The sequence below is a fragment of the Streptomyces sp. NPDC048361 genome (genome assembly GCF_040651795.1).
Lineage (GTDB): Bacteria > Actinomycetota > Actinomycetes > Streptomycetales > Streptomycetaceae > Streptomyces.
This window is the reverse complement of record NZ_JBEZKW010000035.1, coordinates 67,437-84,117: the sequence shown is the minus strand read 5'-3', so window position 1 is coordinate 84,117 and position 16,681 is coordinate 67,437. Positions and strand designations below refer to the sequence as shown.

General features: G+C 71.5%; 13 protein-coding genes. 9 read left to right on the top strand and 4 right to left on the bottom strand.

The window, feature by feature from the left end; genetic code table 11:
* Window positions 1–505: 505 nt before the first annotated feature.
* Both AB0D31_RS21030 and ptsP read left to right on the top strand, forming a co-directional pair.
* Window positions 506–955 carry a PTS glucose transporter subunit IIA gene (locus tag AB0D31_RS21030; RefSeq protein WP_362725143.1) on the top strand — a complete coding sequence of 150 codons (450 nt, stop codon included), beginning with the start codon at window positions 506–508 and terminating at the stop codon, window positions 953–955.
* 81 nt (window positions 956–1,036) lie between these two features.
* Window positions 1,037–2,707 carry a phosphoenolpyruvate--protein phosphotransferase gene (gene ptsP / locus AB0D31_RS21025; protein ID WP_362725141.1) on the top strand — a complete coding sequence of 557 codons (1,671 nt, stop codon included), beginning with the start codon at window positions 1,037–1,039 and terminating at the stop codon, window positions 2,705–2,707.
* 153 nt (window positions 2,708–2,860) lie between these two features.
* Here the strand turns inward: ptsP and AB0D31_RS21020 are convergent, their stop codons facing one another.
* On the bottom strand, window positions 2,861–3,745 hold the full coding sequence (locus tag AB0D31_RS21020) for a hypothetical protein (protein ID WP_362725139.1): 885 nt from the start codon (window positions 3,743–3,745) through the stop codon (window positions 2,861–2,863).
* A gap of 24 nt (window positions 3,746–3,769) precedes the next feature.
* Entirely contained in the window at window positions 3,770–5,044 is a 1,275-nt protein-coding gene (locus AB0D31_RS21015) for an MFS transporter (protein WP_362725137.1), read from the bottom strand.
* Window positions 5,045–5,089: 45 nt separating this feature from the next.
* On the opposite strand from AB0D31_RS21015, the gene AB0D31_RS21010 reads away from it, so the two are divergent.
* Entirely contained in the window at window positions 5,090–6,409 is a 1,320-nt protein-coding gene (locus AB0D31_RS21010) for an aminotransferase class I/II-fold pyridoxal phosphate-dependent enzyme (RefSeq protein ID WP_362725134.1), read from the top strand.
* 42 nt (window positions 6,410–6,451) lie between these two features.
* On the opposite strand, the gene AB0D31_RS21005 is transcribed toward AB0D31_RS21010, so the two are convergent.
* On the bottom strand, window positions 6,452–8,440 hold the full coding sequence (locus AB0D31_RS21005) for an acetoacetate--CoA ligase (protein WP_362725132.1): 1,989 nt from the start codon (window positions 8,438–8,440) through the stop codon (window positions 6,452–6,454).
* 217 nt (window positions 8,441–8,657) lie between these two features.
* On the opposite strand from AB0D31_RS21005, the gene AB0D31_RS21000 reads away from it, so the two are divergent.
* On the top strand, window positions 8,658–11,009 hold the full coding sequence (locus AB0D31_RS21000) for a glycoside hydrolase family 31 protein (protein ID WP_362725129.1): 2,352 nt from the start codon (window positions 8,658–8,660) through the stop codon (window positions 11,007–11,009).
* A gap of 122 nt (window positions 11,010–11,131) precedes the next feature.
* Here the strand turns inward: AB0D31_RS21000 and AB0D31_RS20995 are convergent, their stop codons facing one another.
* Window positions 11,132–11,680 (bottom strand): NUDIX domain-containing protein, encoded by a 549-nt coding sequence (locus AB0D31_RS20995; protein ID WP_362725126.1) that lies wholly within the window; start codon window positions 11,678–11,680, stop codon window positions 11,132–11,134.
* A 61-nt stretch (window positions 11,681–11,741) separates the two neighbouring features.
* Between AB0D31_RS20995 and AB0D31_RS20990 the strand changes: the two genes are divergently transcribed.
* The 5 genes from AB0D31_RS20990 to glpK all read left to right on the top strand — a co-directional run bounded on the left by AB0D31_RS20990 (window position 11,742) and on the right by glpK (window position 16,678).
* Entirely contained in the window at window positions 11,742–12,617 is an 876-nt protein-coding gene (locus AB0D31_RS20990) for a M15 family metallopeptidase (RefSeq protein ID WP_362725123.1), read from the top strand.
* Between the two features lie 198 nt (window positions 12,618–12,815).
* A complete protein-coding gene (locus tag AB0D31_RS20985) occupies window positions 12,816–13,163 on the top strand; it encodes a DUF962 domain-containing protein (protein WP_362725120.1) in 348 nt (115 codons plus the stop codon).
* Window positions 13,164–13,363: 200 nt separating this feature from the next.
* A complete protein-coding gene (locus tag AB0D31_RS20980) occupies window positions 13,364–13,792 on the top strand; it encodes a zinc ribbon domain-containing protein (RefSeq protein ID WP_362725151.1) in 429 nt (142 codons plus the stop codon).
* A complete protein-coding gene (locus AB0D31_RS20975; protein WP_362725117.1) occupies window positions 13,789–14,982 on the top strand; it encodes a lipid-transfer protein in 1,194 nt (397 codons plus the stop codon). The genes AB0D31_RS20980 and AB0D31_RS20975 overlap by 4 nt, the downstream gene beginning before the upstream one ends.
* Window positions 14,983–15,166: 184 nt before the next feature.
* Entirely contained in the window at window positions 15,167–16,678 is a 1,512-nt protein-coding gene (gene glpK / locus AB0D31_RS20970; RefSeq protein ID WP_362725114.1) for a glycerol kinase GlpK, read from the top strand.
* Window positions 16,679–16,681: the final 3 nt, after the last annotated feature.

The window sequence follows — 16,681 nt, the reverse complement described above, 5'->3', positions numbered from 1 at the left end:
GGCACACTGTTGAGTTCTCAAGGAACGGACGCTTCCTTTGTACTCACCCTCTCGGGCTTTCCTCCGGGCGCTTCCCTTCGGTATTTCGTGTTTCCAGCCTAGCAGACTCGATTTCTCGTTTCCGCCACCCGCCGGAGTGGGGGTATTCGCTTTCCGGCCTTATTGGCTTTCCGGCGATTCAGACTCTAGCAAGTCTTTTTCCTCTTCCGAACCACCGACTTCACATGCATGCGCAGTCGGAAATCCGGGTTAGGATCGGGACTTGGTAGGTGCCGCCGACCGCCGAATCACAGTGTCGTGATGGGGTCAGGCAGGAGTACGACAGTACAGGCCACCGGGAGTTGAGGCAAATCGTTTCCGGTGTGCACCTAGGTCCGTCAACTAGCACCTACTGGTACCTGTCGTGCGGAACTAGGACTTCTTATGACTTACCCTTCTGAACAGTACGCCGTCCAGAACAGGTAGTGACGGCGACACTTGAAGCTCCGCCCCTGGGAGGCTCCCCATGACTAGCGTGACGTCCCCACTTGCCGGACGGGCCATCGGGCTTGCTGCAGTGCCCGACCCCGTCTTCTCCGGTGCGATGGTGGGCCCCGGCACCGCTATTGATCCCGTTCGTGAGCCGTCGGCGGCCGTGGCGCCCGTGGACGGCGTCGTTGTGTCCCTGCACCCGCACGCGTTCGTCGTCGTCGACGGCGAGGGCCACGGTGTGCTGACGCACCTCGGAATCGACACCGTTCAGCTCAACGGCGAGGGCTTCGAGCTCCTCGTCAACAAGGGTGACACCGTGACGCGCGGCCAAGAGGTCGTGCGCTGGAACCCGGCCGCCGTCGAGGCCGCCGGCAAGTCCCCCATCTGTCCCATCGTGGCTCTCGAGGCCACCGCTGACTCCCTCTCCGATGTCGTTGACAGCGGCGACGTGAAGGCCGGCGACGCGCTCTTCGCCTGGCGGTGACGCCGGCGCCGCTACGGCGGCGCGCGCTTGACGGACAACAACGGCGGCGGCCCGGCCGCCGCGACTATCGGAGACGGTGAGATGGAGACAACGCTGCGAGGCGTCGGCGTGAGCCACGGTGTGGCGATCGGCGAGGTTCGGCACATGGGTACGGCGGTTCTCGAACCGCCTGCCAAGCAGATTCCGGCATCGGAGCACGGGCGCGAACAGGGGCGCGCCCGCCAAGCCGTGGAAGCTGTGGCCGCCGACCTGATGGCGCGCGGCAACCTGGCCGGCGGTGAGGCGCAGGCCGTACTGGAGGCGCAGGCGATGATCGCCCAGGACCCCGAGCTCATGGCCGATGTCGACCGGCGCATCGTCGTCGGCAGCACTGCCGAGCGGGCCGTGTACGACGCCTTCTCGCACTACCGCGAGCTGCTCGCGGGTGCCGGCGAATACATGGCGGGACGCGTCGCCGACCTCGACGACGTACGGAACCGGATCGTGGCGCGCCTGCTCGGCGTGCCCATGCCGGGTGTGCCGGACAGCGACGAGCCGTACGTGCTCATCGCCCGGGACCTCGCGCCCGCCGACACGGCGCTGCTCGACCCCGCGCTCGTGCTCGGTTTCGTGACCGAGGAGGGTGGGCCCACCAGCCACAGCGCCATCCTGGCGCGGGCGCTCGGTGTTCCCGCGATCGTGGCCCTGCCGGGCGCCGGTGAGCTGGCCGAAGGCACGCTGGTCGCGGTCGACGGCAGCACGGGTGAGATTTTCGTGGACCCGAGCGAGGAGAAGCGGGCCGAGCTCGAAGCGTCCGCCGCCGAGCGGAAGGCGGCGCTGTCCGCGTCGTCGGGTCCCGGCGCCACCTCGGACGGTCACAAGGTTCCGCTGCTTGCCAATGTCGGCGGTCCCGCCGACATCCCGGCCGCGGTGGAGGCGGGCGCCGAGGGTGTCGGTCTGTTCCGCACCGAGTTCCTCTTCCTCGACGACTCCGCCAAGGCGCCGTCCGAGGACAAGCAGGTCGAGGCGTACCGCAAGGTGCTTGAGGCGTTCCCCGAGGGGCGTGTCGTGGTGCGGGTCCTGGACGCGGGCGCCGACAAACCGCTCGACTTCCTGACCCCTGCCGACGAGCCCAACCCGGCGCTCGGCGTGCGTGGTCTGCGCTCGTTGCTCGACCACCCCGAGGTGCTGCGGACGCAGCTGACCGCGCTGGCCAAGGCCGCCGAGGGTCTGCCCGTGTACCTCGAGGTCATGGCGCCGATGGTGGCCGACCGTACGGATGCCAAGGCGTTCGCCGACGCGTGCCGTGAGGCCGGGCTGCGGGCGAAGTTCGGTGCGATGGTGGAGATTCCGTCCGCCGCGCTGCGAGCCCGCTCGATCCTGCAGGAGGTCGAGTTCCTGTCGCTCGGCACCAACGACCTGGCGCAGTATGCCTTCGCGGCGGACCGTCAGGTGGGTGCGGTGTCCCGGCTTCAGGACCCGTGGCAACCCGCGCTGCTCGACCTGATCGCGATGTCCGCCGAGGCCGCCAAGGCTGAGGGCAAGAGCTGTGGTGTGTGTGGCGAGGCTGCCTCCGATCCGCTGCTGGCGTGTGTCCTGACCGGTCTCGGTGTGACCAGCTTGTCGATGGGCGCCGCGTCCATTCCTTACGTGCGGACGACGCTGGCGAAGCACACGCTGGCGCAGTGCGAGCGTGCGGCGTCGGCGGCTCGCGCCGCGGACACCGCAGAGGATGCGCGCAAGGCGGCGCAGGCGGTGCTGTCCGGCGAGTGACCGGATGGTCGTGAGATCTGGGTCGTGAGATCTGGGTCGTGAGATCTGGGTCGTGAGATCTGGGTCGTGAGATCTAGAGGGGCTTCTTGCCGCGGTGCGGCGGGAAGCCCCTCTCCTGTTCTCTCCTTCTCTTTCAGTGCCCGTTGTCCTCTTTCAGTGCCCGTTGTCCGGGTGGTCGATGGGGAAGCCGGGCCGGTAGTCGACGCCGGGCTCGGGGGCCACGGGGTCGCCGGTCTCAGCGTCGGTGCAGTAGGCGCTGAAGACCTCGCCCGCGGTCAGTGGATCGAGCCGGTCGTGCTGGAGGCGCCAGCCGTACAGACGGTCGGGGACGCCGGGTTCGCTGGTGCGCAGCACCAGGCCTCCGATGCTGTGGAGCGCGATTCCGGCCGCGAGGACGGTGACGAATTCCGCGGTGTCGGTCTCGTCGAGGTGCGCCGGGTCGAAGCCCTCGCGGTGGGCGTGCAGGACGCTGATGAGCTGGTCCTCCTGTGCGGGGATGCTGCACACCAGGTGGTGGGCGCCGGGGCCGGCCGCTTCCAGAAGGCTGAGCAGCAGGTGGGAGGCGCGGTCGAAGGCGGCCCGCCCGATGTCCTGGCCGCATTCGGCGCACTCCCCCGCCTCGGCCAGGAGGAGTGTGGCGTACTCCCAAGTGGCTTTGCGGACCGCTTTGTTGATGAGCTGGGGCACGAGGCTGTCGATGGGCTGGCCCGCGTAGGCCACGCAGGCGCCGCCGGCCGCCAGTTCGGCCGTGAAGCGGGTGCGGCTGTCCGCCGAGTCCGGGTCGAGGGCCCGGGCCGTACAGAATTCGGTGAACTCGTCCGGATCGAAGAGGGCGACCGTGGTGTGGGCGCCCTGTGCCGCGAGTGAGCGCAGCAGGCCTTCGACCTGGCGCAGGTAGGCGGTGTGGTCGTCGAAGGCGAAGGATCGGTATCTCGTCATGGCCGTGAAGTCGTGCGCGTCGGCGATCAGGCCGACGGTGCCCGGCATTTCACGGCGGAGTGTGCGCCGAATGGCCTTGATGTGGTGTGCGTGCGCCATGTTTCCCCCTGAGCACGGTGTTCATCATTGCTCACTCACCGTAACCGGCGCCACTGACAGTGGTGCTCGTCCCGTTCGCGGCCGCACCAGACGGTGCTGTGCCAGGCAGGTCGCGGCGATGACCGTGCCGAAGGTGATCCACCCCGCCGGGCCGGTCGCGATCGCCGCGGTCACGGCGAGGGGGCCGACGCTGCGCTGGACGGACTGGGCGAGCCCGTGGACGCCGAGGTAGGCGCCCTGCGCGGAGTCGGGGGCCAGCGCGATCGAGAGTTCCCAGGAGACGGTGGCGTGGATGATCTCGGCGAGGGTGAAGGCGGCGGTCGCGGCCACGAGGAAGGCGGTGGCCGGGCCGGCTCCGTGGGCGGCGGATGCCGCGATCGCCACTCCCGCGAGCGCGAAGGTCGCGGAGAGCGGGAGCAGCAGTCGGCGGGCGGCCGGGGTGGTGGCGCCGAAGCGCGCCAGGGGCACTTGGAGGCCCACCACCATCACGTTGTTGATCACCATGAGCAGTGGGACGAGGCCGTGCGGGGCGTCGGTGGCGTGCACGGTCCAGAGTGGGAGGCCGATCTTGAACACCGCGTCGTCGAGGAAGAGCACGGTCTCGGTGAGCACGAACGTCAGGTAGCGGCGGTCGCGCCAGGGGCTGGCCGCCCGGGGTGGGAGCGCCGGGTCGCCGGACGTGGCGATGGTGCGTGACGGCGTCCGGGGTTCGGCGCAGAGCGCGGTGATGAGCGCGGAGCCGAGGAAGGACAGGGCGTTGCCCGTCAGGAGCCATTGGTATGCGGAGGCCGAGCCGATGGCGAGGGTGCCCGCCGCGGCCAGGCCGCCGACGGCCCAGCCCGCGTTGGCGACGGTCCGGCTGACGGCTTGGTAGCGGACGCGCCCGGGGCCCGCGAGCCGCGCCGCGTAGAGCTTCGTGAGGACGTTGGCGGAGCGGTCGCCGAGGCTTCCTACGGAGGCGAACAGGAGCAGCAGGACGAAGTGGTCGGTCGTCAGGAGCGCGAACGCCGCCAGGGCGCGCAGCACTTGGAGGCCGATGAGTACGCGGGTGAGGGGCAGCCGGTCGGCGATGCGGCCTCCGATGGGGGCGCCTGCGATGCCGACGGCTCCGGAGACGGCGACCAGGGTGCCGATCTGGGCGAGCGAGAGGCCCGCGACGTAGCTGAAGTAGAGAACGGAGACGGCTTCCCACAGGCCGCTGCCGGTCCGGTCCACGAAGGCGACGGACAGCATGCGGCGGCCGTCGACACCTCCTGGTATGCGTTCCCACAGCGCGGCCCTGCGCCGGCTCCAGTCCATCGCTCCCCCTTGACCCGCACTATGTATTGGTACATAGTTCATTACGTGGCAGCACAATATTCGATCTCCGGTACGACGGCCAAGGGCATCGCGGCGTCCGTCGAGCACGCCGTCGCCGACGGGAGCCTCGCTCCGGGTGACGCGCTCCCTCCCGTACGCCGACTGGCCGACGAGCTGGCGGTGAGTCCGGGCACGGTCGCCACCGCCTACAAGGAGCTGCGGCAGCGGGGCCTGGTGGTCACCCGGGGGCGCGGCGGCACCGTCGTGGCGGCGGCACCGGCCGTGGCGTCGCGTCGGCCGCCCAAGGTGCCCGACGGACTGCGGGATCTGGCGGGCGGCCACCCCGACTTCTCGTTTCTGCCCGACCTGCCGGCGCTCGCGGCGCCGTCGACCGGGCCGCGCTCGCACCGCGCCACACCGCGGCTGCCACGCCTGGAGGAACGGGCGCGCGCCTGGTTCGACGGTGACGGGGTGCCGTGCGACTCCGTGACGTTCGCCCATGGGGCCCTCGACTGCATCGCGCGGCTGCTCGCCACGGAGCTGCGCCCCGGGGACGCCGTGGCCATGGAGGACCCCGGCTACCACCATCTGCTCGATCTGCTCCAGGCCATGGGGCTGCGCACCATCGCGGTCGCGGTGGACGACGAGGGCATGCGCCCGCGGGAGCTGCGGGAGGCGTTGCGCGCCGGTGCGCGGGCCGTGGTGTGCAGCCCGCGGGCGCAGAATCCGTACGGAGGGCACTTCTCGGCGGAGCGGCGTGACGCCTTGGTCGAGGTGCTGCGGCAGGCGCCCGAGGTGTTGGTGATCGAGAACGACCATGCCGCCGAGATCGCGGGTGTGGAGCTCAACTCTCTTACTGAGGGCGGGCTTTCACGGTGGGCCCAGGTGCGGACCGTGACCAAGTACCTCGGCACGGACCTGCGGTGGGCGGCCGCCGCGTGCGACCCGGTGACGCTGGCCCGGCACGACGGGCGGCTCCTGCTCACGTCCGGCTGGGTGAGCCATCTGCTGCAGGCCGCCGTCCTCGCCCTGTTCGACGATCCGTCGGCGCGGCTCCTCGTCGAGCGGGCCGAGGTCGCCTACGAGAAGCGGCGTGCGGCGTTCGTCGAGGAGCTCGCGCGGCGCGGGATCGCGGCGCACGGGGCGAGCGGGATGAACGTATGGGTGCCGGTGCGCGACGAGTCGGCCCTCGTCAACGGGTTGCGCACGCGCGGCTGGTGGGTGGCGGCGGGGGCCCGCTTCCGGATGGCCGCGGCGCCCGGTGTGCGGGTCACCGTGGCCGGTCTGGAGACCGCGCGGGCCGCGCGGCTGGCCTCGGACTTCGCGGACACGCTTGGCGAGTCCGCGGCCACCTACGGGGGCTGATCGGCCGCCCCCGCGACGCGTATGAGGCCGGCGCAGGAGCGGTCAGCCGCGCTTGCGGGCGATGTCCTCGTAGAAGCGCAGCAGCTCCAGATTGTCGACAGAGCCGGGGTTGACGGCCTTGTCGAGAGCGGCGCCTTGGAGGAGCCGCTTCACGGGCACCTCGATGCGCTTACCCGTGAGGGTGTGCGGAACACCGGGCGCCTCGATGATCTCGTCGGGCACATGGCGGGGCGAGAGCTGCTCACGGATCGCCTGCTTGATCCTGGTCCGCAGAGCGTCATCCAGGGCGGCGCCCTCGGCGAGGTGGACGAAGAGCGGCATCCAGTAGCCGCCGTCGGGCTCTTCGAGACCGATGACGAGCGATTCACGGATCTCCGGGAGGCGTTCCACGACCTCGTAGATGTCGGCCGAACCCATGCGCACGCCTTGGCGGTTGAGGGTGGAGTCGGAGCGGCCGTGGATGATCACCGAACCGTGGTCGGTGAGCGTGATCCAGTCGCCGTGCCGCCATACGCCCGGGAACATGTCGAAGTAGCTGTCGCGGTAGCGGCTGCCGTCCGGGTCGTTCCAGAAGCGGATCGGCATGGACGGCATGGGGTTGGTGACGACGAGCTCGCCGACCTCCCCGACGACGGGCCTGCCCTGGGCGTCCCAGGCCTGGAGGTCGGTGCCGAGGCAGGGCGCCTGGAGTTCGCCGATGTGCACGGGGAGCGTGGGGACCGCCCCGGCGAAGCAGGAGCAGACGTCGGTGCCGCCGCTGACCGAGGCGATCCACAGCTCCTCGCGCACCTCGTCGTGGAGCCAGCGGAACCCGTCGGGCGGCAGCGGCGATCCGGTGGTCGCCACGCCCTTGATCCTCGACAGGTCGAAGTCGCGCCCCGGGTGCACCTCCGCCTTGCGGCAGGCCATCACATACGCGGCCGACGTACCGAACAGCGTGGCTCCGGTGCGTTCCGCGACACCCCACTGGGCGCCCGTGTCGGGATAGCCGGGACTGCCGTCGTACAGGACGACGGTGGTGCCGGTGAGCAGGCCGGAGACGAGGAAGTTCCACATCATCCAGCCGGTGGAGGTGTACCAGAAGAAACGGTCCTCGGGGCCGAGGTCGCAGTGCAGTCCGAGCTGCTTGAAGTGTTCGAGCAGGATGCCGCCCTGGGACTGCACGATCGCCTTGGGCAGCCCCGTGGTGCCGGACGAGTAGAGCACCCACAGCGGGTGGTCGAAGGGCACCTGCTCGAAGACGGGTTCCGTTTCGCCGCCGGTGAGCGCGGACCATTCCAGGGTGCCGTCGGGGGCCGGTGTGCCGAGCAGCGGGATGTGCACGACTGCGCGCAGGGTGGGCAGGTCGCGGCGGAGTTCCGCCACGACATCGGTGCGGTCGTGCTCCTTGCCGCCGTAGCGGTAGCCGTCGACCGTGAACAGGACGACCGGTTCGACCTGTTGGAAGCGGTCCAGGACACTGCGGGCGCCGAAGTCGGGGGCGCACGAGGTCCACACGGCGCCGACGGCGGCCGACGCCAGGAACGCCGTGACCGCCTGCGGCACGTTGGGCAGATAGCCGCTCACCCGGTCACCGGGGCGTACGCCAAGGGCGCGCAGCTCGGCCGCGAGCGAGCCGACCTGGCGGCGGAGCTCCGCCCAGCTGATCTCCACGGGCTCGTGGGTCTCGTCGACGTGCAGCAGCGCGGGGGCGTCGGCCCGCGCGGGGTCCTCTGCGGCGCGCAGCGCGTGTTCGGCGTAGTTCAGGGTGGCGCCCGGGAACCACTGGGCGCCGGGCATCGTTCGATCGGCAAGGACAGCTTCGTACGGGGAGGAGAAGCGGATGTCGAACCAGTCGGCGACGGCTTGCCAGAAGGTCTCGAGTTCGGCGACGGACCAGCGGTGGAGAGCCGGGTATCCGCCCTCGGCCGGTGCTCCGTAGCGCTCGGCGGCCCAGGCCTGGAAGCGGGTGATCCGCGCGGCGGCGATGCGGTCGGAGTCCGGCTGCCACAGGGGCGCGGGCTGCGGATCGGGGTTCGCTGCTGAGGTCATCGGTCGGCTCCCGGGCTGTAACGCGTGGTCTGCGTGTGTCCCGCGCACACGCGAGGGGTGTGCGCGGGAGGCGGCTGGAAGGGACGATGCCATGTGATCGTCTTCCGCACCAGGGTGGTCCTCGCATAGTCGGCGGCCCGGGCATATGGCGCCACCACGGGTGAACGGCAGTTGAACAAACCGCGCACGGGGCCGTCCGGGTGGCAGGGTGAGCTGCATGAACGGCGATGACCTGGTGCGCTCGGTGAAAGCGGTCGGCTCGGTGCACGGGTTGCGGGCCTTGCGCTCGGCCCTGTCGCGGCGCCGCACGGACGCGCGGGACCTGCCGCGGCGCGGCCCCGAGCGCGCCCGGGTGCCGGGGGCGGTGATCGGGGCCGAGCCGTGTCCGGGTGGCGGCGTGGTGCGCTTCGCGCGTTCCGAGCTCCAGGTGCGGGTCGCCGTGGGCGGCGCCGTGTTCTGGGGCTGGGACGGAGCGGGACCCGAGCCGTCGTACGCCTTGGCCGGCCGGGCGCCCGAGCCGGACGCGCGGGCGGTCCTTGAGCCGGACAAGGACGGCGGCTGGCGAGTGGTGTCCGAGCGGCTGACCGTGGTCATCTCCCGGCACGGCGCGGTGGAGGTATGCGCACCGGGCGGCGGGGTGCTCCGCCGTGAGCTGCCGCCCCGCTGGTGGGAGCCGGTCGGCGGGGGCCCGGCCCGGTGGCTGCAACGCTCCGAAGTGGCCGCCGACGCACGGTTCTTCGGGCTCGGCGGACGCTCGGGCGGGCCCCGCCTGCGGGACGGTTCGTACCGTCTGTGGAACACCGACCCGGGCGGCGCCTTCGGCCCCGGCGACGACCCGCTGTACATCACCATGCCCGTCCAGCTGGTGGTCGCGGACGCGGGGACCCACCTCGCGTTCTACGACAACACGTGGGACGGCCGGGTGCTGCTGCGTGAGGGAGAGGAGGGCGCGGGCTCCGGGCACGACCGGCCCGGCGGAAGCGAGCTGCGTATGGACGGCGGACCGTTGCGGTGCTGGGTGGTGGCGGGCACGCCGGCGCGGGTCCTGCAGGGCTGGACGGCGCTCACCGGCGCGCCCGCGCTGCCGCCGTCCTGGGCTCTCGGCCCCCAGCACGCCCGTTGGGGGTTCGGCAGTGAGCGTGAGGTGCGGCGGATCGCGGCCGGATACGGCGAGCGCGGGCTGCCGCTCTCCGCGCTCCACCTCGACATTGACCACCTCGATGCCCACCAGGTCTTCACCGTCGACCGCCGCGCCTTCCCGACGCTGCCGCGGTTGGCCGAGGACCTGGCGAGGGACGGTGTCCGGCTGGTCTCCATCGTCGACCCCGCGGTCCGTGCGGAGCGCGGGAACGCGGTGTACGAGAGCGGCCTCGGCGCCGGGGCCTTCATCAGGGATGCCCGGGGGCGGGAGGTGCGGGGTCAGGTGTGGCCCGGGGAGTGCGCCTACCCGGACTTCACGGACCCGAAGGCGCGCGCTTGGTGGGGCGGGCTCTACCGGGAGCGGCTCGACCAGGGGTTCGCCGGGGTGTGGCACGACATGAACGAGCCGGTGTCCTTCGCGCCCTTCGGCGATCCGACGCTGCCCAGATCAGCCCGGCACGATCTGGAGGGCCACGGCGGCGACCACCGTGAGGCCCACAATGTGTACGGGCTCTCGATGGCGCGGGCCGGCTACGAGGGGCTGCGCCGGCTGCGGCCCGAGGAGCGCCCCTTCCTCTTTTCGCGTTCGGGGTGGGCCGGGATGCAGCGCTACGGCGGAGCCTGGTCGGGCGATGTGACGACCGGCTGGCCCGGCCTGCGCGCCTCGCTCTCGCTCGTCCTGGGCCTCGGCCTGTGCGGAGTGCCGTACTCGGGGCCCGATGTGGGCGGCTTCACCGGCACGCCCTCACCCGAGCTGTATCTGCGCTGGTTCCAGCTCGGCGCCTGGATGCCACTGTTCCGTACGCATTCCGCGAAGTGGGCGGGGCGGCGCGAGCCCTGGGAATTCGGGGCCGCCGTCCTCGAAGGGGCGCGGGCGGCACTGGCCGAACGGCGGCGACTGCACCCGTACTTCGAAACGCTGGCCCAGCTGGCGCGGATGACGGGCGCTCCCTATGTGCGCCCGCTGTGGTGGGGCGCGCCGGCCGACCGGGCGCTGCGCGCGTGCGAGGACGCCTTCCTGCTGGGTGACGCGCTGCTCGTGGCCCCTGCTTTCGAGCGCGGCGCGGACCGGCGGGCGGTGCGGCTGCCGCGCGGGCGCTGGTACGACACCGTCACGGGCGAGGCCCATGACGGTCCGGGGCAGGTGCTTGTGGACGCTCCGCTGTCCCGGATCCCGGTCCTCGCCCGTGCGGGGTCGGTGATCCCGGTGCGCGGCGAGCACGGGGGCATGGAGCTGGAGGTGTGGGCGCCGGCGGCCGGCCGCACCGGAGGCGGCGTGGTGGTCCGGAACGTGGGGGACGGCTGGGAGCCCGCGAAGGTGGAGCGGTTCTCGACCCGGGTCGTCGACGGCCGGGTGGTGGTGGAGCGGGTCGGCGGCGCGGACGACGAGGTCGGATACCCGGTGCGGGTGCGCGGGGCGGCGCGCTGAACCGCCGCCGGACGCGGCGCCGCTCAGCCGGCCGGGCCGTCGTGGCACACCTGCCCCGCCGGGCGCGCCCCCGCTCAGCCCGCCGACCCGCCGCCGCACACCTGCCCGTACTCCCCCGCCGCTCAGCCGACCGGGCCCTCGCCGCACACCTGCCCGTACTCTCCCGCGAACCACCTGCGGGCCGCCTCCGTATGGAGTGGGAAGGCCAAGTCGGCGGGTTCCCGCAGCAGTTCCCAGCCCTCGCTCTCGTCGGTGGGCAGCGAAGGCGGCAGCGCGACGGCCGGGCGCGCGGGCAGCAGTCCGAACAGCAGCAGGTGCTGGGGCGAGCTCAGGGCGTCGGCGAGACGTACGTCCTCGGCCGGCAGCTCGATGCCGGTCTCCTCCCGGAGCTCGCGCACCACGGCGTTCTGCCATGTCTCGCCGTGGTCGATGAAGCCACCGGGAAGGGCGAGCCCGCCGCGCTTCGGCTCGATGGTGCGGGTGATCACGATCAAGCCGCTCCCGTGCGCGCCGGTGACCGGCAGGAGCGCGACGGCGACGGGGAGCGGATTGCGGTAGGCGGTCGTGCCGCAGGCAGGACAGGAGCGGGGCCAGCCGCGCGGGGTGTCGTACGGGGACCCGCACGCACCGCAGTGGGAGTCCAGAAGGGGCTGCTTCGGGGTGGCGGTCACGCGCGGACTCTAACCGATCACCTTTAGCTGTAAGCGAGTTGACCTGATGGAGGGTGTGCGCATGACACGACGTACTCGAAGTACGCGACGTACTCGAAGTGCACGACGTACCGAACTTCGAGGCAGGGCACGAAGGTCACCGGCGGCCAGGCTGCGCGCCCTCGCCGTCTGCGCCGCCGCGCTGCTCACGGTCACCGCTCTCGCCCCCGCCGCCCGGGCCACGCCCCGGCCGAGGGCGCCGCGCGACTTCGTGGCGCTGAGCTCCGTCGACGCCACGATCATCCAGGAGATGCGGTACATCACGCCGCACGACTTCGTGGGCGAGCCGATCGACGGTTACCGGCAGCCGCTGTGCATCCTGACCCGGCCCGCTGCCGAAGCGCTGCACCGGGCCCAGCTGAGGCTGCTGCGGCAGGGCTACTCCTTGAAGGTGTACGACTGCTACCGGCCGCAGCGGGCCGTCGATCACTTCGTACGCTGGGCGAAGGATCTGGACGACGAGCGGATGAAGGCGGAGTTCTATCCGCGGGTCGCCAAGTCGAGGCTGTTCGCGGACGGTTACATTGCCGAGAAGTCCGGGCACAGCCGGGGCAGCACCATGGATCTGACCCTCATCAAGCGGCCCGCTCTGCCCACCCGCCCCTACCACCCTGGCCAGCCACTCGCGCCCTGCTATGCGCCGCGCGCCGAACGGTTCCCCGACACCTCCGTCGACATGGGGACGGGGTTCGACTGCTTCGACACCCTGGCCCACACCGACGATCCCCGCATCCAGGGTGCGCAGCGGGCGAACCGGCAGTTCCTCAAGGGCACGCTTGAGGCGCAGGGCTTCGTCAACCTGCCCGAGGAGTGGTGGCACTTCACGTATCAGCCGGAGCGTTTTCCGGACACCTACTTCGACTTCCCCGTGGCCTGGCGGTCGGTCGCCGGACACTGAGCCCGCAGCATTCCACTTCTTTGCCCCGCCCCGGACAACTACCTCGCCATGTGCGCTGCGGGCGATCTCGTCCTCGGTTCCAGTTGTGGTTGGAGCGGGTGTCCGGAGCCACCCCCGTCGGTCCCGGGCACCCGCTCTGTCTTCTCGGACGCGAAGCAGCCGTATCCGGTTCTCCGTGGAACGATTAGGTTCAGCCGCATGACGAAACCTACGTTCGAGTCGTACGAGGAGTTCTGGCCCTACTACGTGGCGATGCACTCCAGGGCCGCCACGCGCTGGGTTCATCTGACGGGCACCCTCACGGGGTTCGCGGTCAGCGCTTACGGCCTCGCGCGGGGGCGCAAGCGCTACGCCCTGGCCCTCCCGCTCATCGGGTACGGGACCGCGTGGCCCGCACACTGGTTCATCGAACGGAACAATCCGGCCTCCTTCGGGCACCCAGCCTGGTCACTGCGCGGTGACCGGCAGATGATCCGCATGATGCTGGCCGGGCGCGACCGCGAGCTGGGGGAGATCGCCTCGAAGTGGCTCGCCGGAAACCGCTGAGCCCGGACCTGGACCCGTTCCAGGACGTGGACCCCTTCCAGGGACCCGGACCCGGACCCGGATCCGGCCACGCTCCCGACCCGGATCCGGCCCGGCCCGACCGCCCCTCCCCAACCCCCGCCACCCGTGGCACACTTCTGACGTTCCGTCAGGTAACCGTGCCGGGAGGGGCCTTGACCGACGCACGTACACATACGCCTGTGGTCGCGGGCTGGTTCACGGATGCGCGGGGGCAGGACTTCCGGCTGCTCGGCACCCGGTGCACCGCCTGCGCATCCGTCTTCTTTCCGCGTGAGGACTCCTTCTGCCGCAACCCCGCTTGCGCGGGCGGCGAGCTGGCGGAGGTCCCCCTGTCCAAGCGCGGCCGGGTGTGGTCGTACACGGACGGCCGCTACCGTCCCCCCTCCCCCTACGTGTCCGATCCCCAGGTGGCGTGGGAGCCCTACACCCTGGTCGCCGTCGAGCTTGCGGCCGAGCGGATGGTGGTGCTCGGCCAGGCCGCGCCCGGCGTGAGCACCGCCGACCTCGCGGTCGGTATGGAGGTCGAGGTGGTGCCCGGCGTGCTCAACGAGGAGGCCGGGACCGTCTGGACGACCTGGCACTGGCGGCCCGTGGAGGTGGCGGTATGAGCAGCGGCGACATCGCGGTCCTGGGTGCGGGGATGCACCCGTGGGGCAAGTGGGGGCGCGGCTTCGTGGAGTACGGAACCGTCGCCGCCCGGGCGGCCCTCGCCGACGCCGGGATCGACTGGACGGATGTGGACTCGGTGGTCGGCGCCGACACCGTGCGCGGCGGCTACCCCGGACATGTGGCCGGGGCGACCTTCGCGCGGGCGCTCGGCTGGCAGGGCGCGCGGGTCACCAGCGTGTACGCGGCCTGCGCCTCCGGAGCCCAGGCGGTCGGCGCGGCGCGGGCGCAGATCCTGGCCCAACTGGTCGACGTGGTACTGGTGGTGGGGGCCGACGCCGCCCCGAAGGGGTTCTTCGCGCCGGCCGGCGGGGAGCGCCCCGATGACCCGGACTGGCTGCGGTTCCGGGTGCTCGGCGCGACCAACCCCGCCTACTTCGGCCTCTACGCCCGGCGCCGCATGGCGCTGCACGGCGACACGGTCGACGACTTCGCCCAGGTCAAGGTGAAGAACGCGGCCGCCGGCGCGCTCAACCCGAACGCCCGGTACCGCAAGGCGGTCAGCGCCGAGGAGGTGGCCGCCTCCGCCGTGGTCGCCGATCCGCTGCGCCTCCTGGACATCTGCGCCACTTCGGACGGCGCCGCGGCGCTCGTGCTGACCAGCATGGAATTCGCCCGGCGGCACGGCGCCGCCGCCCCGGTCCGCATCCGCGCCGTCTCGACGGTGTCCCCGACCTACCCCCAGGCGGTCCTCGACCTCCCCGACATTGCCACGGATTCGGCGATCGCCGTGGAGCCCGCGCCGTTCTCCTTCCGGGCGTCCATCGCCCGGGCCGCGTACGACGAGGCCGGCATCGGGCCCGATGAGCTGTCGCTGGCCGAGGTGTACGACCTGTCCACCGCCCTGGAACTGGAGTGGTACGAAGACCTCGGGCTCTGCGGGACGGGCGAGGGCGCCAAGCTCGTACGGGACGGGGTGACCGCGCTCGGCGGACGCGTCCCGGTCAACACCAGCGGCGGCCTCGCGTCGTTCGGCGAGGCCGTGCCCGCCCAGGCCATCGCCCAAGTATGCGAATTGACGTGGCAGTTGAGGGGTACGGCCGGAGCCCGGCAGGTGGCTGGGGCACGGGTCGGGATCACCGCGAACCAGGGTCTTTTCGGGCATGGCTCGGCGGTGGTGGCGGTGCGTTAGGGGCGCACGGGCCGGGAGGGGACAGGGAGAGCGACACCGCGCCGCTGCAGGCGACAACCGCCTTTGCTGCGCGGCATCTTGACGCTCCATCACCACAGGTGAAAACTTCCCGTTACCTCTCGGCACCGCCGTGTCACAGGGCTCCGGCCCATCCACCACGCAGCCCTTCGATCCAGGGGTGGCCATGACGGACAAGTTCGTCGCCGCGATCGACCAGGGGACCACGTCCAGCCGCTGCATCATCTTCGACCAGGACGGCGCGATCGTCGGCGTCGACCAGCGCGAGCACCGGCAGATCTTCCCCAAACCCGGCTGGGTGGAGCACGACGCCACCGAGATCTGGGCCAAGGTGCAGGCCGTCGTGGCGGGCGCGCTCGCCCGGTCCGGTCTGCGGTCCCAGGACCTCAGCGCGCTCGGCATCACCAATCAGCGTGAGACGACCGTGCTGTGGGACCGGGCGACCGGCAAACCTGTGCACAACGCGATCGTCTGGCAGGACACCCGTACCTCCGCCGTCTGTCACGAACTCGCCGCCGATGTCGGCCAGGACCGGTTCCGTGACGCGACGGGGCTGCCGCTGGCCAGTTACTTCTCGGGGCCCAAGGCGGCCTGGCTGCTCGACAACGTGCCCGGCCTGCGGGCGCGCGCCGAGCGCGGTGAGATCGCCTTCGGGACCATCGACTCCTGGCTGATCTGGAACCTGACCGGCGGCACGTCCGGCGGCGTCCACGTCACCGATGTCACCAACGCCTCACGCACCCTGCTCATGGACCTCGAAACCCTGCGCTGGGACCCCGCGATCCTCGCCGCGATGAACGTGCCGCAAGCCGTGCTCCCCGAGATCAGGTCGTCGGCCGAGGTGTACGGCACGGCCGTCGGCCGGCTGGCCGGTGTGCCCGTCGCCTCCGCGCTCGGCGACCAGCAGGCGGCCGTCTTCGGGCAGGCCTGCTACGACCCGGGCACGGCGAAGAACACGTACGGGACCGGGAGTTTCCTGCTGCTCAACACCGGCGCCGCACCCGTGCCGTCGAAGAGCGGTCTGATCACCACCGTCGGATACAAGATCGGCGACCAGGCGCCGGCGTACTGCCTGGAGGGCTCCATCGCGGTCACCGGAGCGCTGGTCCAGTGGTTCCGCGACCAGCTCGGCATCATTCGCTCGGCGGACGAGATCGAGGCCCTCGCGGCGAGCGTCGACGACAACGGCGGGGCGTACATCGTGCCCGCCTTCTCCGGGCTCTTCGCGCCCTACTGGCGCTCGGACGCGCGGGGCGTCATCACGGGGTTGACGCGGTACGTGACCAAGGCGCACCTGGCCCGCGCGGTCCTGGAGGCCACGAGCTGGCAGACCCGTGAGGTCGTCGATGCCATGTTCCAGGACTCGGGTGTGCGGATCTCGACGCTGAAGGTGGACGGCGGCATGACCGCCAACGCGCTCCTGATGCAGCATCAGGCGGATGTGTTGGGGGTGCCGGTGATCCGCCCGAAGGTGGCCGAGACGACGTGCCTGGGAGCGGCCTACGCGGCCGGACTCGCCACCGGTGTCTGGTCGGGCCTCGACGAGCTGCGGACGCACTGGCAGCGCGATGCGCAATGGTCGCCGCGGATGGAGAGCCGGGTCCGTGAGCGCGAGTACGCCAACTGGCGCAAGGCCGTGGAGCGCAGCCTCGGCTGGCACGAGGAGGGCGCGCGGTAGGCG